The sequence below is a fragment of the Streptosporangium sp. H13245 genome (assembly GCF_055690525.1).
The window spans coordinates 71,205-88,482 of record NZ_JBSZKT010000020.1; the positions used below are offsets into that span (position 1 = coordinate 71,205).

The window sequence follows — 17,278 nt, forward strand, 5'->3', positions numbered from 1 at the left end:
GGGCGGCGTGAGTTCCGACCGCGACCTGGTGTCGCCGGACGCCGAGGGCGACGAGAGATACATCGAGGCGGCGCTGCGGCCCAAGCGGCTGGAGGAGTTCATCGGCCAGGGGCGGGTGCGCGAGCAGCTGTCGCTGGTGCTGCAGAGCGCGCTGCGGCGCAACCGGCCGCCGGACCACGTGCTGATGAGCGGCGGTCCCGGGCTGGGCAAGACGACCCTCGCCATGATCATCGCGACCGAGCTGTCCGTGCCCCTGCGGATCACCTCCGGGCCCGCGCTGGAGCGGGCCGGTGACCTCGCGGCGATCCTGTCGACCCTCTCGGAGGGCGAGGTCCTGTTCATCGACGAGATCCACCGGATGGCCAGGCCCGCCGAGGAGATGCTCTACCTCGCGATGGAGGACTTCCGCGTCGACATCGTGGTGGGCAAGGGGCCGGGGGCGACCGCGATCCCGCTGGAGATCGCCCCGTTCACCCTGGTCGGGGCCACCACCCGGGCCGGCATGCTCCCCGCGCCGCTGCGCGACCGCTTCGGCTTCGTCGCGCACATGGACTTCTACGGGGTCGCCGAGCTGGAGGAGGTGCTGCACCGCTCCTCGCGCCTGCTGGGCGTCGCGCTCCCCGGCGACGCCGCCCGCGAGATCGCCGGGCGCTCCCGGGGCACCCCCCGCATCGCCAACCGGCTGCTGCGCCGGGTCCGCGACTTCGCCGAGGTGCGCGCCGAGGGCGTCGTCACCCGCGATGTCGCCTCCGCCGCGCTCAACCTCTACGAGGTCGACGCCGAGGGGCTCGACCGGCTCGACCGGGCGGTGCTCGGGGCGCTGCTGCGCAAGTTCGGCGGCGGGCCGGTGGGGCTGTCGACGCTGGCGGTGGCCGTGGGGGAGGAGCCGGAGACGGTCGAGGTGGTCGCCGAGCCGTTCCTGGTGCGCCAAGGCCTGCTGGCCCGCACCCCCCGGGGCCGGGTCGCGACCGCCGCCGCCTGGACCCATCTGGGCCTGGTGCCCCCGCCGGACGCCTTCGGTGCCTCGTTCCTCGTCGATCTTGAGGATGATCCCGGGCAAATCTAGCGTTGGGAGTCGGTAGGGAAGTCGTCCAGGATTGATCACAGATCGATGACAAGTGTATCGAAACGGGAACTTCCCTGCGTGCCGGAACGTGACTTCGTTGCCGCGCTCTTAACAGCTCGCCTAAACTCCGAGCCTTGGCTGGCTGTGTAGGCTGACGTGCTGAGCGGCGTGGCCGTAGACGGCGTCCGGCTTTCGCCGGTCATTCTCAAGAGAGGGAGCGGCCCTGTGGGCGGCAACTATTCGAGCCTGATCATGATCGCTCTCATGGTCGTGGTGTTCTACTTCCTGCTCATCCGGCCGCAGCGCAAGCGGCAGCAGGAGCAGGTCAAGATGCAGAACAGTCTCACGCCGGGCACCGGCGTCATGACCACGACGGGTCTTTTCGCGACCGTGGTGGCCATCGACGCCGACGACGTGATCCTGGAGATCGCCCCCGGTGTGGAGACCCGCTGGGTCAAGGCGGCGATCGGCCGTGTCCTGGTTCCCCTTGACGACTCGGAGGAGGAGAATGTCAAGGCTGTCGACCACGGTTTCGTGGAGACGGCCGAACAGCAGGGTGCAGACCACGACACGACGAGCAAGAAGCCGTGAGTAGCCTCACCTCCAACCCCCTATAACCGAAAGAACTGACGACCAGTGGCCCGACCGACCAGCGGCCAGAGCAGACCGGGGCGCATGCTCCTGGTGCTTCTGGCGATCATTCTCGCCATGGGCGGGGCGATGCTCCTCAACAAGGCGTACACGCCGGAGTATGGCCTCGACCTCGCCGGCGGCACGACCGTGACGCTGCAGCCCATCACGCCGAACGGGAACGCTCCCTCTCAGGAGAGCCTCGACCTCGCGGTGAACATCATCCGCGAGCGGGTGAACGGCAGCGGCATCTCCGACGCCGAGGTCGCCAAATCCGGCGACAACATCGTCATCTCCGTCCCCGGAGCCGGCCAGGAGGAAGTCGTCAAGCTGGTCGGCACCACCGCGGAGCTGAGGTTCCGCCAAGTGCTGGCGATCGGGGCCGGGTCGCCTCCGCCCCCGGGGCAGCTCTCCACCCAGGCACCGACGCCGACGCCGTCCCCCACGGCCTCCGGGCGCAAGGGTTCCAAGGAGCCCAAGCCCGCCGAGTCGACGACCCCGAAGCCCGGCGCGACCGCCGCGCCCGACACCGGGGCCTCCCCGGCCGGCCGCGCCCTGTCGTCGGCGCTCACCAACCCGAGCCCCGGCGCCTCCGCCGTGCCCTCCACCGAGCCGAGCGGCGGCAGGTCCGCCGCGCCGGACAGGAGCGCGGCCCCGGACGCCAGTGCCGCGCCCGGGACGAGCGCCGTGCCGACGGCCCCGCCCGCGGCGCCCGACGACCCGATGGCGGGCGTCGACACCAGCGGGATCGACCCGGCGGCGCTCAAGCAGTTCGAGACGCTCAACTGCAGCAAGAACACCGGGGTGGGCGCCCAGGACGCGCCGGACAAGCAGTACGTCGGCTGCAGCCAGGACGGCAGCACCAAGTTCGTGCTGGACAAGGCGGCCGTGACCGGCACCTCGATCGACAGCGCGTCCTCCGGCGTCGACCAGACCACCGGTGAGTGGCTCGTCCAGCTCGCCTTCAAGGGCCAGGGCCCCGACCAGTGGTCGAAGGTCACCACCACCGCCTTCAACTCGCAGGCCCCCCGCAACCAGGTCGCCATGGTCCTCGACGGCGTGGTCATCTCCGCGCCCGTCATCCAGGAGCCCATCACCGGCGGCCGGGCGCAGATCTCCGGCAGCTTCACCCAGGTGACGGCCGACGAGCTGGCCAACCAGCTCAAGTACGGCGCGCTGCCGCTGAAGTTCGAGAAGCAGTCCATCGAGGAGGTCTCCTCCACGCTGGGCGCCGACCAGCTGCGCGGCGGCCTCATCGCGGGCGCGATCGGCCTGCTGCTGGTCGTCATCTACTCGATGCTCTACTACCGGGGTCTGGGCGTCGTCTCGGTGCTGAGCCTCGTGGTGGCCACGATCGTGACCTACCAGGCCGTCGTGCTGCTCGGCGCGTTCGCGGGCTTCCGCCTCTCGCTGCCGCACATCATCGGACTGATCGTCTCGATCGGTATCACCGCGGACTCGTTCATCGTCTACTTCGAACGAATCCGCGACGAGATGAAGGAGGGCCGGCGCTCGCTGCGCACGGCCATCGAGGTCGCCTGGGTCCGCGCCCGGCGGACGATCCTCATCGCCGACGCCGTCATGTTCATCGCCGCCGTGGTGCTCTACTTCCTGGCGGTCGGCGGCGTGGCCGGATTCGCCTTCGCCATGGGCCTGACCACGCTCATCGACATCGCCGTGGTGTTCATGTTCACCAAGCCGTTCGTCGCGATGCTGGCCAAGCTGAAGTTCTTCGCCAAGGGGCACAAGCTCTCCGGGCTCGACGCCGAGCGTATGAGCGAGGCCCCCGTCACGCCCAAGACCGTTCCGCAGGAGGCCTGATGTCCGGCATCGCGCGCCGGCTGTACCGGGGCGAGGTCGACGTCGACTTCGTCGGCCGCAAGAAGCTCTGGTACACCCTTTCCGCAATCCTGCTGGTGATCTCCATCGCCGGTCTGGTCTTCAACGGGCTCAACCTGGGCGTGGAGTTCAAGGGCGGCTCCGTCTTCTCCTTCAAGGCGCCGACCGCCAACATCGAGCAGGTGCGCGCCACGTTCACCGACGCCGGTGCGCACCAGGTCATCGCGCAGACGACCCAGAACGGCTGGCGGGTCACCACGGAGAGCCTCCCGGCCGACCAGGTCACCGCGGTCCAGAAGGCGGTGGCCGCCGAGTTCAAGATTCCGGCGGACCAGGTCAACCTCCAGGTCATCGGCGCCTCGTGGGGCGGTCAGGTGGCCAACAAGGCCATCATCGGACTGATCGTCTTCATGCTGGCGATCATCCTGTACCTGACGATGGCCTTCGAGTGGAAGATGGCGCTCGCCGCCGTCGTGGCGCTGCTGCACGACCTGGTGATCACCGCCGGTGTCTACGCCTGGTCCGGTTTCGAGGTCACCCCGGCGACCCTGCTGGGCTTCCTGACGATCCTCGGATACTCGCTGTACGACGCCGTCGTCGTCTTCGACATGATCAAGGAGGTCACCGCCAAGCTCGGCACGACCTCCAAGCTCACCTACACCGAGGCCGCCAACAACGCGCTGAACCACACGCTGATCCGGTCGCTGAACACCACCCTGGTGGCGATCCTGCCGGTCGCGGCGATCCTCTTCATCGGCACCACGCTGTTCGGCGCGGGAACGCTGAAGGACCTGTCGCTGTCGCTGTTCGTCGGCATGCTCGTCGGCACCTACTCCTCGCTGTGCGTCGCGACGCCGCTGCTGGTCACGCTCAAGGAGCGCGAGCCGCGCTACCAGGCGCTCGCCCGCAGGATCGCCTCCCACGGGGGGAGTTCCGGGATCAAGACGGTGCGCCAGCCGGTCACCGCCGGGGCCTCCAACGGTGCCGCCACGGTCGCGGGCGGAGCCACCTCCGCCGGTGACAAACGGAAGAAGAAGTAAGCACGGGCACGTCCGCGCCTCCGCTCCCCGTCCAGGGGGCGGAGGCGTTTTTCCTTCCCCACACCCCTGGACCCCTGGCCCTCTCGCCCTCGCTCTCCCGAGCCCCGCGAGACCTTTCGACACCGATGCCCCCGGTGTCCTCAGGTGTCCCCCAGTTTCCCCCTCCCCGAGACCTTCACAGGAGCGCCGACCATGACCGAGCTGAGCAGCCTGATCCTCGACCGCATCCGCGACGTGCCCGACTACCCGCAGCCCGGGGTGCTGTTCAAGGACATCACCCCCCTGCTGGCCGACCCGGTGGCGTTCACCGCGGTGACCGAGGAACTGGCCGGGCTGTACGAGGTGAACAAGATCGTCGGCATCGAGGCGCGGGGGTTCATCCTGGCCGCCCCGGTCGCCGTCCGGGCGGGCGCGGGCTTCGTCCCGGTACGGAAGAAAGGCAAACTGCCCTCTGAGACGCTTGAGGCGTCCTACGATCTGGAGTACGGCTCCGCCACCATCGAGGTTCACCGGGACGCCTTCACCCCCGGAGAGCGCGTTCTCATCGTCGACGACGTGCTCGCCACGGGAGGCACGGCACGCGCGGCGGTGGAGCTGGTCCGCAGGGCGGGCGCCGAGGTCGTCGCCATCGCCGTGCTCATGGAGCTGGCCTTCCTCAAGGGCCGTGAGCGTCTGACCGACGTGGAGCTGCACTCCCTCGTCATCGTCTGATCGACCCCGCGGACGAAAGCACACAACCCCGTCTGGATACACTGAGGGATCTGGACTCGAACGTAGGGAGTCTGAGTGCCCCGTGATGTGGTCGTCCCCGACACGACCGCCGACGGAGGCGGTCCCGAGACGGCCGTCCCAGCAGGCGACGCCGGTTCCGCCATGTCCGGAGCCGCCGAGGAGAAGCCGGCGGTAAGGCGAAGGCTCGCACGTTTCGGGGGGACATGGGGTGGCGGCATGAATCCGGTTCTGGAGCCGCTGTTCCGGACGGTCCGCGCGACCCATCCGAAGGCGGACCTGCGGCTCATCGAGCGCTCCTACGACGTGGCCGCCTACCACCACCGCGACCAGAAGCGTAAGAGCGGCGACCCGTACATCACCCACCCGCTGGCGGTGGCCACGATCCTGGCCGAGCTGGGCACCGACGACGAGACGCTGTGCGCGGCGCTGCTGCACGACACCGTCGAGGACACCGCCTACGGCCTGGACGAGCTGCGCTCGGACTTCGGCGACAACATCGCGCTGCTGGTCGACGGCGTCACGAAGCTCGACAAGGTCAAGTTCGGCGCCGCGGCCGAGGCCGAGACCGTGCGCAAGATGGTCGTGGCGATGTCCCGCGACATCCGGGTGCTGGTGATCAAGCTCGCCGACCGGCTGCACAACATGCGCACCATGCGCTACCTGCCCGAGCACAAGCGGCACCAGAAGTCGCGGGAGACGCTGGAGATCTTCGCGCCGCTCGCCCACCGGCTGGGCATGAACACCATCAAGTGGGAGCTGGAGGACCTCGCGTTCGCCATGCTCTACCCCAAGCGGTACGACGAGATCGCCCGGATGGTGTCGGAGCGGGCCCCGCGCAGGGACCTGTTCCTGCAGGAGGTCATCGAGAAGGTCTCCGGCGACCTGCGCGACGCCAAGATCCGCGCGGCCGTCAAGGGACGCCCCAAGCACTACTACTCCGTCTACCAGAAGATGATCGCCAGGGACGTCGCCTTCGACGACATCTACGACCTGGTGGGCATCCGGGTGCTGGTCGACTCGGTCCGCGACTGCTACGCGGCGCTCGGCACGATCCACGCGCGCTGGAACCCGGTCCCCGGCCGGTTCAAAGACTACATCGCGATGCCCAAGTTCAACATGTACCAATCGCTGCACACCACGGTCATCGGCCCCGAGGGCAAGCCGGTGGAGCTGCAGATCCGCACCCACGGCATGCACCACAGGGCCGAGTACGGCGTGGCGGCGCACTGGAAGTACAAGGAGGACATGACCACCTCGGGTCCTCCCGGGGCGAAACTGAAGCCCGCCAGCGACATGGCGTGGCTGCGCCAGCTCCTCGACTGGCAGAAGGAGACCGCCGACCCCGGCGAGTTCCTGGAGTCGCTCAGGTTCGACCTGTCGGTCTCCGAGGTCTACGTCTTCACCCCCAGGGGCCAGGTCATCGCCCTGCCGGAGAACGCGACGCCCGTCGACTTCGCCTACGCCGTGCACACCGAGGTCGGCCACCGCTGCATCGGGGCGAGGGTCAACGGCCGCCTGGTGCCCCTGGAGTCGCGCCTGGGCAACGGCGACACCGTGGAGATCTTCACCTCCAAGTCGCCCGACGCGGGCCCCTCGCGCGACTGGCTGAAGTTCGTCAAGTCCGGCCGGGCCCGCAACAAGATCCGGCAGTGGTTCTCCAAGGAGCGCCGCGAGACCGCGATCGAGGCGGGCAAGGAGGCGATCGGCCGCGCCATGCGCAAGCAGGGCCTGCCGTTGCAGCGCCTGATGTCCGGAGAGTCCCTCCTGGCCCTCGCCAGGGATCTGCGCTACCCGGACGTCTCCGCGCTCTACGCGGCCGTCGGCGAGGGCCACGTGGCCGCGCAGACGGTCGTGCAGAAGCTCGTGACGTCCATCGGGGGCGTGGAGGGCGCCGAGGACGACATCGCCGAGACCTCCGTGCCGACCAAGCTGCGCGGGCGCCCGCGCGGCAGCGGCGGCGCGGGAGTGGTCGTCGCGGGCGACTCCGACGTGTGGGTACGCCTCTCGCGATGTTGCACGCCGGTGCCCGGCGACGAGATCGTGGGGTTCGTCACCCGGGGGCACGGTGTGTCGGTGCACCGCACCAACTGCCCCAACATGGACCAGCTCCAGTCCGAGCCCGACCGCCTGGTCGAGGTCGCCTGGTCCGCCGCCGACGACTCGGTGTTCCTGGTCGCGCTGCAGGTCGAGGCGCTCGACCGGCCCCGCCTGCTCTCGGACGTGACCCGCACCCTCTCCGACCAGCACGTCAACATCCTGTCGGCGTCGGTGACGACGTCCAGGGACCGGGTCGCGATCAGCAAGTTCACCTTCGAGATGGGCGACCCCAAGCACCTGGGCCACGTCCTGAAGGCCGTCCGCAACATCCAGGGCGTCTACGACGTCTACCGGGTCAGCGGCGCCGGTTCCTAGGCTTTTGTCCCGTACGCCCCTCTACGGCCCCGTACGGCCCTGTACAGACACCGCGGGGCCGCGGGAACACTCCGTGGTGGGAATGTCCCCGCGGCCCCGAGAGAGCGTCAGCCGGTGACGGCGCCGGGCGTCAGGAGAACTCGGCGAGCGTGCGCTCCGCCTCCTCCAGCCAGGAACGACGGGCGGCCAGGGCCTCCTCGGCGTCCTTGACGTCCTTGTCCCTACCGGCGTCCCTGGCCTTGGCCAGGCGGCCCTCCAGCTGCGCGATCGACTTGCGCAGCTGGTCGACCGTGTTCTGGGCGCGGGCCCTGGCCTCGGGGTTGGAGCGCTTCCACTCCGTCTCCTCGGCCTTGCGGACCGCCTCGTCGATCTTGCGCAGGCCACCCTCCAGGCGGTCACGCTGCTCGCGCGGGACCGGGCCCGCGGCCTCCCAGCGCTCCAGGAGGTTGCGCAGGGCGCCCCGGGCCGCACGGGCGTCGGTGACCGGAAGGATCTTCTCCGCCTCGACCAGGAGCTGCTCCTTGAGCTCGGCGTTGGCCGCCAGCGAGGCGTCGCGCTCGGCGAAGACGGCCGAACGCGCCTGGAAGAACTGGTCCTGGGCGCCCTTGAAGCGGCCCCAGAGCTCGTCCTCGACCTCGCGGGAGGCCCTGCCCGCGGTCTTCCACTCCTGCATCAGCTCGCGGTAGGCCGACGCGGTGGCACCCCAGTCGGTGGACGAGGCCAGCGTCTCGGCCTCGGCCACGATGCGCTCCTTGGCGGAACGCACCCCCTCGCGCTGCTCGTCCAGCCCCGCGAAGTAGGCCTTGCGCCGCTTGGCGAAGGCCGTACGGGCCGCGGAGAGGCGCTTCCACAGCGCCGCCTCGGTCACCCGGTCGATGCGCTCGGCGGCCTTCCACTCCTCGATCAGCTGGCGCAGCCGCTCACCACCGGTCTTCCAGTGGGTCGTGTCGTCGGCGATGCGCTCGGCCTCGGCGACGATCCGCTCCTTGATGCCCTTGGCCTCGGCCCTGGCCACGTCGCGAGCGGCCTTGACCTCCTCCCGGCGCTGGGCGACCAGCTCCGTGAGGGCGTTGAGGCGGCCCAGCAGCGCGTCGAGGTCACCGACCGCGTGCGCGTCGGTGATCGCCTCGCGGAGCTTGACGATCGTCGCCTCGGCCTGGGCGGGTGGCAGGTCGGTGCCGCGGACCCGCTGTTCCAGCAGGGTGACCTGCCCGGCCAGCTCGTCGAACTTGCGATGGAAGTAGGCGAGCGCCTCTTCCGGTTCGCCGGCCTTCCAGGACCCGACGGCCCGCTCTCCCTCAGCCGTACGTACGTAGACGGTGCCGTCGTCGTCTACCCGGCCCCACGGGTCGGTGCTCACCGTGTCCTCCCGCACTTTCATCAGCCTTTCGGGACTTACCGCCCCTTGTATGTATTACGTCAGCTCTAGCTGGACATTGTCACGTCTTTGATTTCGACGGTTTCCTTCGGTGCCCCGGTGCCGTCGGGGCCCGGGGTGATGACGCCCGCCTTGTTCACCTTGTCGAGGATCTCGAGACCCTTGGTGACCGTACCGAACGGTGTGTAGTCCGGGGTCAGCGGGGCGTCGCCGAACACGATGAAGAACTGGCTGCCGTTGGTGTCGGGACCGCTGTTGGCCATGGCCACGACGCCGCGGGTGTACTTGGCGCCCTCCAGGTTCTCGTTCACGAAACGGTAACCGGGACCGCCCTGGCCGTCGGTCTGGCTCTTGCCGTCGGCCTTGGCCAGCGGGTCGCCACACTGCAGCATCGGGAACTGGTCGGAACCCAGCCGGTGACACTTGGAACCGTCGAAGTACTTCTTCTGCGCCAGGAAGGCGAAGGAGTTGACCGTGCACGGGGTCTTGTCGGCCGACACCTTGATGACGATGTCGCCCTGGTTGGTCTTCAGGGTCATCTTCTTGGGGGTCAGATCGACCTTCTCCGGGGGCAGGCCCACGTTCTTGGCCGGGCCGCCACCGGGCTCCGCGGCGTACCCGCAGGTGCCGCTGGCCGGGTCGAAGGCCTTCGGCCCGCCCGCCGCCGACGCGCCCGGCGACGCGGCCGGGGAGGCGTTGTCCGACGGGGCCGGATCGGTGGTCGCGGTCGCCGTCGTGTCGGAGCCGCCGAACAGGGTCGTCGCGGCGATCACACCCGCCACGACGACCACACCGGCCACGGTGCTGCCGATGATCGCATTGCGCTTGGCCCTGGTCTCGCGTTCGACGCGTCGCTGCGTCTGCCGCTCGTAGTGCTCGCGCGCCAACTGCTTCTGACGCTCCTTGCCGCTCACCGCTTCGCCCTCCCGAGTGCCGAGTAGTACTTAATGAGGTGGGCGAATCGTATCGGCCAATGGGTAATGGTTCGCAGCCCGCCGACCCGCACCGGTACCCTTCGGTTACATTCCCATCCGCATTCTTGACGAGATCAGCTGAGGCAGATGCTCATCGCCGGCTTTCCCGCAGGGTCCTTCCAGACCAACTGCTACGTCGTCGCTCCCGCCGCGGGCGAGGAGTGCGTGGTCGTCGACCCCGGTCAGAACGCCGTCGGCGACCTCGACGACCTGCTGCGCGAGCACAGGCTCAAGCCGGTCGCGGTGCTGGTCACCCACGGGCACGTCGACCACATGTGGTCGGTCGCCCCGGTCTGCGGCGCGCGTGACGTTCCCGCGTGGATCCACCCGGAGGACCGCGGGCTGCTGTCCGATCCGGGCAGGGGGCTGTCGCTGTCGGCGAGGCAGCAGATGTTCGGCGGGCTCACCTTCACCGAGCCCGACGACGTGCGCGAGCTCGCCGACGGCGAGGTGCTGAGGCTGGCCGGTCTGGAGCTCACCGTCGACCACACCCCCGGCCATACCAGGGGGTCGGTGACGTTCAGGCTGCCCAGCACCGAGGAGATCCCGGACGTGCTGTTCTCGGGCGACCTGCTGTTCGCCGGCTCCATCGGCCGCACAGACCTTCCGGGCGGCGACTATCCGACCATCCTGCGCAGCCTGGCGGCCAAGTGCCTGCCGCTGCCGGAGGACACGGTGGTCCTGCCCGGCCACGGACCACAGACCACGATCGGTCACGAGCGTGCCACCAACCCGTACCTCGCGGAGGCGAAGGCGGCCGCGGGCGCGGAGCTCGCGGATCCCGCGGAGCCCGCGGGCGTACGGCACGACCGCGGCCCCGGCAGGGGACTCTAGACAATGACTTTGCAGGCGCCCAAGGGCACCTTCGACTGGCTTCCGCCGCGCTCTGAGCGGGCGCTCGCCGTGCGCGAGGCGCTCACCGCGCCCGCCCGCCGGGCGGGCTACGGCTACATCGAGACCCCGGTCTTCGAGGACACCGCGCTGTTCGTGCGCGGTGTCGGCGAGTCGACCGACATCGTCTCCAAGGAGATGTACACCTTCGAGGACAAGGGCGGGCGCTCCATCACGCTGCGCCCCGAGGGCACCGCGTCGGTGGTTCGGGCGGTCCTCCAGCACGGCCTGCACAACGGGCAGCTCCCGGTGAAGCTCTGGTACTCGGGCAGCCAGTTCCGCTACGAGCGGGCCCAGAGGGGCCGCTACCGCCACTTCTGGCAGGTCGGCGCCGAGGCGCTGGGCGCCGAGGACCCGGCGCTCGACGCCGAGCTGATCCTGCTGGCCGTCGACGGCTACGCCGCCCTGGGGCTCACCGGGGTCCGGCTGCTGGTCAACACGCTGGGCGACAAGGTGTGCCGCCCCGTCTACCGGGCCGCGCTCCAGGACTTCCTGCGCGGCCTCGACCTCGACGAGGCCACCCGCGCCCGAATCGAGATCAATCCGTTGCGCGTGCTCGACGACAAGCGCCCCGAGGTGCAGGAGCGGCTGGCCGGGGCGCCGCTCGTCGTCGACCACCTGTGTGAGGCGTGCAAGACCTACCACGAGGAGGTCCGCGCGCTGCTGACCGCCTCCGGCGCGGCCTACACCGACGATCCCCGGCTGGTCCGCGGCCTCGACTACTACACGCGCACCACGTTCGAGTTCGTCCACGACGGGCTCGGCTCGCAGTCCGCGGTGGGGGGCGGGGGCCGCTACGACGGGCTGAGCGAGATGCTCGGCGGACCCCCGCTGCCCAGCGTCGGCTGGGCGCTCGGCGTCGACCGTACGGTCCTGGCGATGGAGGCCGAGGGCCTGTTCGGGGACGAGAGCGCCGAGGCGCGCGTGCAGGTGTACGGTGTGCCGCTGGGCGAGGAGGCGCGCCGCCGGATGTTCTCGCTCGTCACCGAGCTGCGCCGGGCGGGCCTGGCCGCCGACATGTCGTTCGGCGGCAAGGGCGTCAAGGGCGCCATGAAGGGCGCCGACCGCTCCGGGGCCCGTTACGCGGTGATCCTCGGCGAGCGGGACATCGCCGCCGGGGCCGCCCAGGTCAAGGACCTGGTCAGCGGGGACCAGAGCGCCGTACCGCTCGCTGAGATCGTCACGATGCTGAAGGAGAGACTGGACAAATGATCCGCACGCACGAAGCGGGATCACTGCGCGAGGAGCACGCCGGGCAGCGGGTGACGCTCGCCGGGTGGGTGGCGCGACGCCGCGACCACGGCGGCGTGGTCTTCATCGACCTGCGTGACGCCTCGGGCTCGGCCCAGGTGGTCTTCCGCGAGGAGGACGACGCCCACGGCCTGCGCGCCGAATACTGCGTCAAGGTCGTCGGAGAGGTGCGGGTCCGCCCCGAGGGCAACGAGAACCCCGAGCTGCCGACCGGCGCGATCGAGGTCGTCGCCTCCGAGGTCGAGGTGCTCAGCGAGTCCGCGCCGCTGCCGTTCCCCATCGAGGGCACCGCGGGCATCTCGGAGGAGGCGCGGCTGAAGTACCGCTACCTCGACATCCGCCGCCAGCAGGTCGCGCAGGCCATGCGCATCCGCTCCCGGGCCACCTACCTCGCCCACGAGGTGATGAACGAGCAGGGGTTCACCTACGTCGAGACCCCGACGCTGACCCGCTCGACCCCTGAGGGCGCCCGCGACTTCCTGGTCCCGGTCCGGCTCCAGCCGGGCAGCTGGTACGCCCTGCCCCAGTCGCCCCAGCTGTTCAAGCAGCTTCTCCAGGTCGCCGGGCTCGAGCGCTACTACCAGCTCGCCAAGTGCTACCGCGACGAGGACCTGCGCGCCGACCGGCAGCCGGAGTTCACCCAGATCGACGTCGAGATGTCCTTCGTGGACCAGGACGACGTCATCGCCCTGGGCGAGAGGCTCGTCGGCCGCGTCTGGAAGGAGACGGTCGGCTACGACCTGCCGGTGCCGCTGCCCCGGATGACCTACCGGGAGGCCATGGCGCGCTACGGCTCCGACAAGCCGGACCTGCGCTTCGGCCAGGAGCTCGTCGAGATGACGGAGTTCTTCGCCGGTACCACCTTCCGCGTGTTCCAGGCGCCGTACGTGGGCGCCGTGGTCATGCCGGGCGGCGCCTCGCAGACCCGCAAGGAGCTGGACGCCTGGCAGGAGTGGGCCAAGTCGCGCGGGGCCAGGGGCCTGGCGTACGTGCTGGTGGGCGAGGACGGCACGCTCGGCGGGCCGGTCGCCAAGAACCTGTCGGAGACCGAGGCGGGCGGCCTGGCCGCCAAGGTGGGCGCGGCCCCCGGTGACGCGATCTTCTTCGCGGCCGGGGCGGCCTCCGCCTCCCGCGACCTGCTCGGCGCGGCCCGCCTGGAGATCGGCCGTCGCTGCGGCCTGATCGACGAGTCGGCCTGGAACTTCCTGTGGATCGTCGACGCCCCGATGTTCGAGGAGGACGGCGAGGGCGGCTGGACCGCGGTCCACCACCCCTTCACCGGTCCCAAGCCCGAGTGGGCCGACACCTTCCAGGACCACCCCGGCGAGGCCCTGGCCTACGCCTACGACATGGTCTGCAACGGCATGGAGATCGGCGGCGGCTCGATCCGTATCCACCGGGCCGAGATGCAGCAGCGCGTCTTCGACGTGCTGGGCATCTCCAAGGAGGACGCGGAGAGCAAGTTCGGCTTCCTGCTGGAGGCGTTCAAGTACGGCCCGCCGCCGCACGGAGGCATCGCCTACGGCTGGGACCGGATCTGCATGCTCCTGGCGGGCACCGACTCCATCCGCGACGTCATCGCCTTCCCGAAGACGGCCTCCGGGTTCGACCCGCTGACCGGCGCGCCCACCCCGATCACGGTGGAGCAGCGCAAGGAGGCGGGCGTCGACGGCAGGCCCAAGGCCGACGCCTGATCCGATGATCCGCCGCCCGCCCCGGGCGTGAACAGAGGGCCCCCGGACGTGTTCCGGGGGCCCTCTGTTCACGCCCGGGGTGAAACGGGCCGCGGTGACCTTCCCCGCGCGCCTCACGAGCCTCCTGCGCGACCGCCGGGGCCGTCCGGTCCTTCGGGGGCCGGAAACGCCCGCGGGCCGCGTACGGCCGGGCTGGGGTCTGTACGGGCCGTTTGCCCAGGGCTGAGGGTGAGGGAGGGCCCGCGTACGGCCGTGCGGGGGTTTGTTCGGGGCGGAGGCGAGGGGGTGCTCGCGTACGGCCGTTCCGGGGTCTGTGCGGGCCGTTTGTGCGGGCCGTTCGCCCGGGACGGAGACGAGGGGAGTGCCCGCGTACGGCCGTGCCGGGGACGCGAGAACGCCCCGGCGGTCGTCGTCCGACCGCCGGGGCGTCCTGTGGCGGCGAGCTCGCCGCGGGTCCGCTAGGAGAGCTGCACGCTCTTGATGACCACCGGGATCTTGGGGGCGTTGGAACCGCCGTCGCCGGTGATGTCGTCGGGGTTCTCGATCCACCCGCCCTTGGAGATCTCGTCGAGGATCTCCAGGCCCTGGGTGACGACACCGAAGGGGGTGTAGGCCTTCTCCACCTGCTCGGTCTCGTTGCCCAGCGAGATCCAGAACTGGCTGCCGTTCTGGTTGACGGCGTCGGCCGCCTGGGCCACCGCGACCGTTCCCCTGAGGTAGGAAGCCCCTTCGAGGTTCTCGTTGTCGTAGACGTAACCCGAGCTGCCCTGGCCGTCGGTGGGGTTCTTCCCGTCGGCCTTGGCCTGCGGGTCGCCGCACTGCAGCAGGCTCAGGCCGGAGTTCTCCGGGGTGGCCAGGCGGTGGCACTTGGTGTTGTCGAAGAAGTGCTTCTTGGCCAGGAAGGCGAAGGAGTTGACCGTGCAGGGGGCCTGCCCGGTCGCCAGGTCGATCACGACGTCGCCGTGGTTGGTGGCGATCGTCATGGTCTTCAGCTTCAGGTTGGGCTTGCTCGGCGGCATGCCCACGGCCTTCGCCGGGCTGCCGCTGGTGTCCTTGCGGTAGGAACACTTCGTGCCGGCCGGGGCGGTGACGACCGGCCCGGGCGTCGCGACGGAGGTGTTCGAAGGCGAGGGAGTCGGCGAACCGGTGGCGGCGGCGTTGACCTTCGGGTCCTCACCGTCGTTTCCCAGGAGGGTCACCCCGGCGAACAGTCCTCCCGCGACGACGACCACCGCGGCGACCGCTCCGATGACGACGTTGCGCTTCGACGTGGTGGTCGTCTGCGCAGCACGCTTCGCCTGCCGCTCCTTGTGTTCCCGAGCCAGCTGGCTCTGGCGGTCCTCGGCGCTCACCGCTATGTCCTCCAAAATCGCTGATCCATTGTTCAAGGGCTGGCGAAAAGAGTACCGGCCCCAACATGTGCTGGACGTAAGTGGCGGAATTCATCAGATGGGGACAGAGGGGAAGACGATGTCTCTTCACACTCCCCATAACCCGCCCATGGTGGGATCCGTACTTGCTGATGATGAACCACGCACCACCGGAGCGCCCCCATGTTCGACGAGATCCTCGGCCTGCCCCTCCATCCCCTGGTCGTTCACGCGGCCGTGGTTCTGACGCCGCTCCTCGCGGTGCTCGCCGTCGCGTACGCGCTGGCGCCCCGCACGCGGCCCGCGCTCACCTGGGCGGTGGTCGGGCTCGCCCCCGTCGTGCCGGTGAGCGTCTTCGTGGCGCGGCAGAGCGGGGAGGCGCTGGAGGAGGGCCGCTTCGCCTCCGCCAGCGGGGAACTCGGCGAGCTTATCGCCGAGCACGCGGGCTTCGGCACCCCGCTGATGCTCGTCACCCTCGCCCTCGGCGTGGTCTCGCTGGCCCTCGTCCACGTCACGCGCGGCGACGGGTTCGGCCGCCCGGCCGAGCTGGCGGTCACGGTGCTGACCGTGGTCCTGGCCGCCGTGGCGCTCTACTACGTGGTACGGGCCGGGCACAGCGGGGCCACCGCGGTCTGGAGCTGAGCCCGGCGGGGGCCCGGCCGGACAGCGGTACTGTCTCAGGCGTGGACAGCCTGTTCGACGCGGCGGCCGAGGAGGCCCATCGCGGCCAGGAGCCCCTGGCGGTGCGGATGCGCCCCCGGGGACTGGACGAGGTGATCGGCCAGCGGCACCTGCTGGGCCCCGGCACGCCCCTGCGCCGCCTCGTCGAGGCCGAGGCGCCCATGTCGCTGTTCCTCTGGGGCCCTCCGGGGACCGGCAAGACCACCCTCGCCTACGTGGTGGCGGGGGTCACCAAGCGCCGTTTCGTGGAGGTCTCCGCGGTGTCGGCGGGCGTCAAGGAGGTCCGCGCGGCCATCGAGCAGGCCCGGCGAGAGCTGGGCATGTCCGGCCGCCAGACCGTCCTGTTCGTCGACGAGGTGCACCGCTTCAACAAGGCGCAGCAGGACGCCCTGCTGCCCGCGGTGGAGAACCGCTGGGTCACCTTCATCGGCGCCACCACCGAGAACCCCTTCTTCTCCGTCATCTCGCCCCTGCTGTCGCGCTCGCTGCTGCTGACCCTGGAGTCGCTGTCGGAGGACGACATCCGGGTGGTGCTGGAGCGCGCCGTCACCGACCCGCGCGGCCTGGACGGGAAGGTGAGCCTGGCGCCCGAGGCCGCCGAGCACCTGGTGCGGCTGGCCGGTGGTGACGCCCGCAGGTCGCTCACCTACCTGGAGGCCGCCGCGCTGATCGCCGACGGCGAGGTCACCGTCGAGGTGGTGGAGCGGGCGGTGGACAAGGCGGCCGTGCGCTACGACCGCCAGGGCGACCAGCACTACGACGTGATCAGCGGGTTCATCAAGAGCATGCGGGGCTCCGACGCCGACGCCGCGCTGCACTACCTGGCCCGGATGATCGAGGCGGGGGAGGACCCCCGGTTCATCGCCCGCAGGATCGTCGTCTTCGCCTCGGAGGACGTGGGCATGGCCGACCCCACCTGCCTGCAGATCGCGGTGGCCGCCGCCCAGGCCGTGGAGTTCATCGGCCTGCCCGAGGGGCGGCTCAACCTGGCCCAGGCCGTCATCCACTGCGCGCTGGCCCCCAAGTCCAACGCGGTGATCAACGCCATCGGCGCGGCCGCCGAGGACGTACGGCGCGGCAACATCGGCCACGTCCCCAACCACCTGCGCGACGCCCACTACGCCGGGGCCAAGCAGCTCGGCCACGGCAAGGGCTACCGGTACCCCCACGAGTTCGAGCACGGCCTGGTGCGCCAGGAGTACGCCCCCGAGGAGCTCAGGGACCGGCGCTACTACCAGCCCACCCGCCACGGCGCCGAGGCGGGCTTCGCCGACCGCTGGTCCAGGATCCGCGCCTTCCTCCGCGGGGAGTAGTCCCCGC

The 17,278-nt window shown here is 70.3% G+C and carries 14 protein-coding genes; 11 read left to right on the forward strand and 3 right to left on the reverse strand.

Features of this window, described 5'->3' with window-relative positions; translation table 11 throughout:
* Positions 1 to 7 precede the first annotated feature (7 nt).
* The 6 genes from ruvB to ACW9TB_RS25055 all read left to right on the forward strand — a co-directional run bounded on the left by ruvB (position 8) and on the right by ACW9TB_RS25055 (position 7,719).
* Positions 8 to 1,066, forward strand: coding sequence for a Holliday junction branch migration DNA helicase RuvB (ruvB, locus tag ACW9TB_RS25030; RefSeq protein WP_472750494.1), 1,059 nt, complete (start codon positions 8 to 10; stop codon positions 1,064 to 1,066).
* A 225-nt stretch (positions 1,067 to 1,291) separates the two neighbouring features.
* Complete coding sequence (gene yajC, locus ACW9TB_RS25035) at positions 1,292 to 1,657, forward strand: preprotein translocase subunit YajC (protein WP_472750495.1); 366 nt, start codon at positions 1,292 to 1,294, stop codon at positions 1,655 to 1,657.
* Positions 1,658 to 1,741: 84 nt separating this feature from the next.
* On the forward strand, positions 1,742 to 3,517 hold the full coding sequence (secD, locus tag ACW9TB_RS25040) for a protein translocase subunit SecD (protein ID WP_472750496.1): 1,776 nt from the start codon (positions 1,742 to 1,744) through the stop codon (positions 3,515 to 3,517).
* The gene (secF, locus tag ACW9TB_RS25045; RefSeq protein ID WP_472750497.1) at positions 3,517 to 4,575 is read left to right on the forward strand and encodes a protein translocase subunit SecF; all 1,059 of its coding nucleotides are present in this window, start codon (positions 3,517 to 3,519) and stop codon (positions 4,573 to 4,575) included. Before secD ends, secF begins: the two co-directional genes overlap by 1 nt.
* A gap of 192 nt (positions 4,576 to 4,767) precedes the next feature.
* Positions 4,768 to 5,286: an adenine phosphoribosyltransferase gene (locus ACW9TB_RS25050; RefSeq protein WP_472750498.1), complete on the forward strand. Its 519-nt coding sequence runs from the start codon at positions 4,768 to 4,770 to the stop codon at positions 5,284 to 5,286.
* A gap of 237 nt (positions 5,287 to 5,523) precedes the next feature.
* Positions 5,524 to 7,719: a RelA/SpoT family protein gene (locus ACW9TB_RS25055; RefSeq protein WP_329078920.1), complete on the forward strand. Its 2,196-nt coding sequence runs from the start codon at positions 5,524 to 5,526 to the stop codon at positions 7,717 to 7,719.
* A gap of 130 nt (positions 7,720 to 7,849) precedes the next feature.
* Here ACW9TB_RS25055 and ACW9TB_RS25060 read toward each other — a convergent pair whose 3' ends face one another.
* Positions 7,850 to 9,079: a DUF349 domain-containing protein gene (locus ACW9TB_RS25060; protein ID WP_472750499.1), complete on the reverse strand. Its 1,230-nt coding sequence runs from the start codon at positions 9,077 to 9,079 to the stop codon at positions 7,850 to 7,852.
* Between the two features lie 65 nt (positions 9,080 to 9,144).
* Entirely contained in the window at positions 9,145 to 10,011 is an 867-nt protein-coding gene (locus ACW9TB_RS25065; protein WP_472750500.1) for a peptidylprolyl isomerase, read from the reverse strand.
* Positions 10,012 to 10,158: 147 nt separating this feature from the next.
* Here ACW9TB_RS25065 and ACW9TB_RS25070 point away from each other — a divergent pair, with 147 nt between their 5' ends.
* The 3 genes from ACW9TB_RS25070 to aspS are packed head-to-tail and all read left to right on the forward strand — an operon-like array spanning position 10,159 to position 13,907.
* Positions 10,159 to 10,905: an MBL fold metallo-hydrolase gene (locus ACW9TB_RS25070; protein WP_472750501.1), complete on the forward strand. Its 747-nt coding sequence runs from the start codon at positions 10,159 to 10,161 to the stop codon at positions 10,903 to 10,905.
* Positions 10,906 to 10,908: 3 nt separating this feature from the next.
* Positions 10,909 to 12,174, forward strand: coding sequence for a histidine--tRNA ligase (gene hisS / locus ACW9TB_RS25075; RefSeq protein ID WP_472750502.1), 1,266 nt, complete (start codon positions 10,909 to 10,911; stop codon positions 12,172 to 12,174).
* Entirely contained in the window at positions 12,171 to 13,907 is a 1,737-nt protein-coding gene (gene aspS, locus ACW9TB_RS25080; protein ID WP_472750503.1) for an aspartate--tRNA ligase, read from the forward strand. The genes hisS and aspS overlap by 4 nt, the downstream gene beginning before the upstream one ends.
* A gap of 458 nt (positions 13,908 to 14,365) precedes the next feature.
* Here the strand turns inward: aspS and ACW9TB_RS25085 are convergent, their stop codons facing one another.
* Complete coding sequence (locus ACW9TB_RS25085) at positions 14,366 to 15,259, reverse strand: peptidylprolyl isomerase (RefSeq protein WP_472750504.1); 894 nt, start codon at positions 15,257 to 15,259, stop codon at positions 14,366 to 14,368.
* Positions 15,260 to 15,460: 201 nt separating this feature from the next.
* On the opposite strand from ACW9TB_RS25085, the gene ACW9TB_RS25090 reads away from it, so the two are divergent.
* Positions 15,461 to 15,919, forward strand: a complete 459-nt coding sequence (locus ACW9TB_RS25090) for a DUF2231 domain-containing protein (RefSeq protein WP_472750505.1) — start codon at positions 15,461 to 15,463, stop codon at positions 15,917 to 15,919.
* Positions 15,920 to 15,960: 41 nt separating this feature from the next.
* Positions 15,961 to 17,271, forward strand: a complete 1,311-nt coding sequence (locus tag ACW9TB_RS25095) for a replication-associated recombination protein A (protein ID WP_472750506.1) — start codon at positions 15,961 to 15,963, stop codon at positions 17,269 to 17,271.
* Positions 17,272 to 17,278: the final 7 nt, after the last annotated feature.

Excerpts from the sequence above, each read along its gene's own strand:
- secD (WP_472750496.1), top strand. The coding sequence starts at position 1,742 with ATGCTCCTGGTGCTTCTGGCGATCATTCTCGCCATGGGCGGGGCGATG.
- secF (WP_472750497.1), top strand. The coding sequence starts at position 3,517 with ATGTCCGGCATCGCGCGCCGGCTGTACCGGGGCGAGGTCGACGTCGAC.
- ACW9TB_RS25050 (WP_472750498.1), top strand. The coding sequence starts at position 4,768 with ATGACCGAGCTGAGCAGCCTGATCCTCGACCGCATCCGCGACGTGCCC.
- ACW9TB_RS25055 (WP_329078920.1), top strand. The coding sequence starts at position 5,524 with ATGAATCCGGTTCTGGAGCCGCTGTTCCGGACGGTCCGCGCGACCCAT.
- ACW9TB_RS25070 (WP_472750501.1), top strand. The coding sequence starts at position 10,159 with ATGCTCATCGCCGGCTTTCCCGCAGGGTCCTTCCAGACCAACTGCTAC.
- hisS (WP_472750502.1), top strand. The coding sequence starts at position 10,909 with ATGACTTTGCAGGCGCCCAAGGGCACCTTCGACTGGCTTCCGCCGCGC.
- aspS (WP_472750503.1), top strand. The coding sequence starts at position 12,171 with ATGATCCGCACGCACGAAGCGGGATCACTGCGCGAGGAGCACGCCGGG.
- ACW9TB_RS25090 (WP_472750505.1), top strand. The coding sequence starts at position 15,461 with ATGTTCGACGAGATCCTCGGCCTGCCCCTCCATCCCCTGGTCGTTCAC.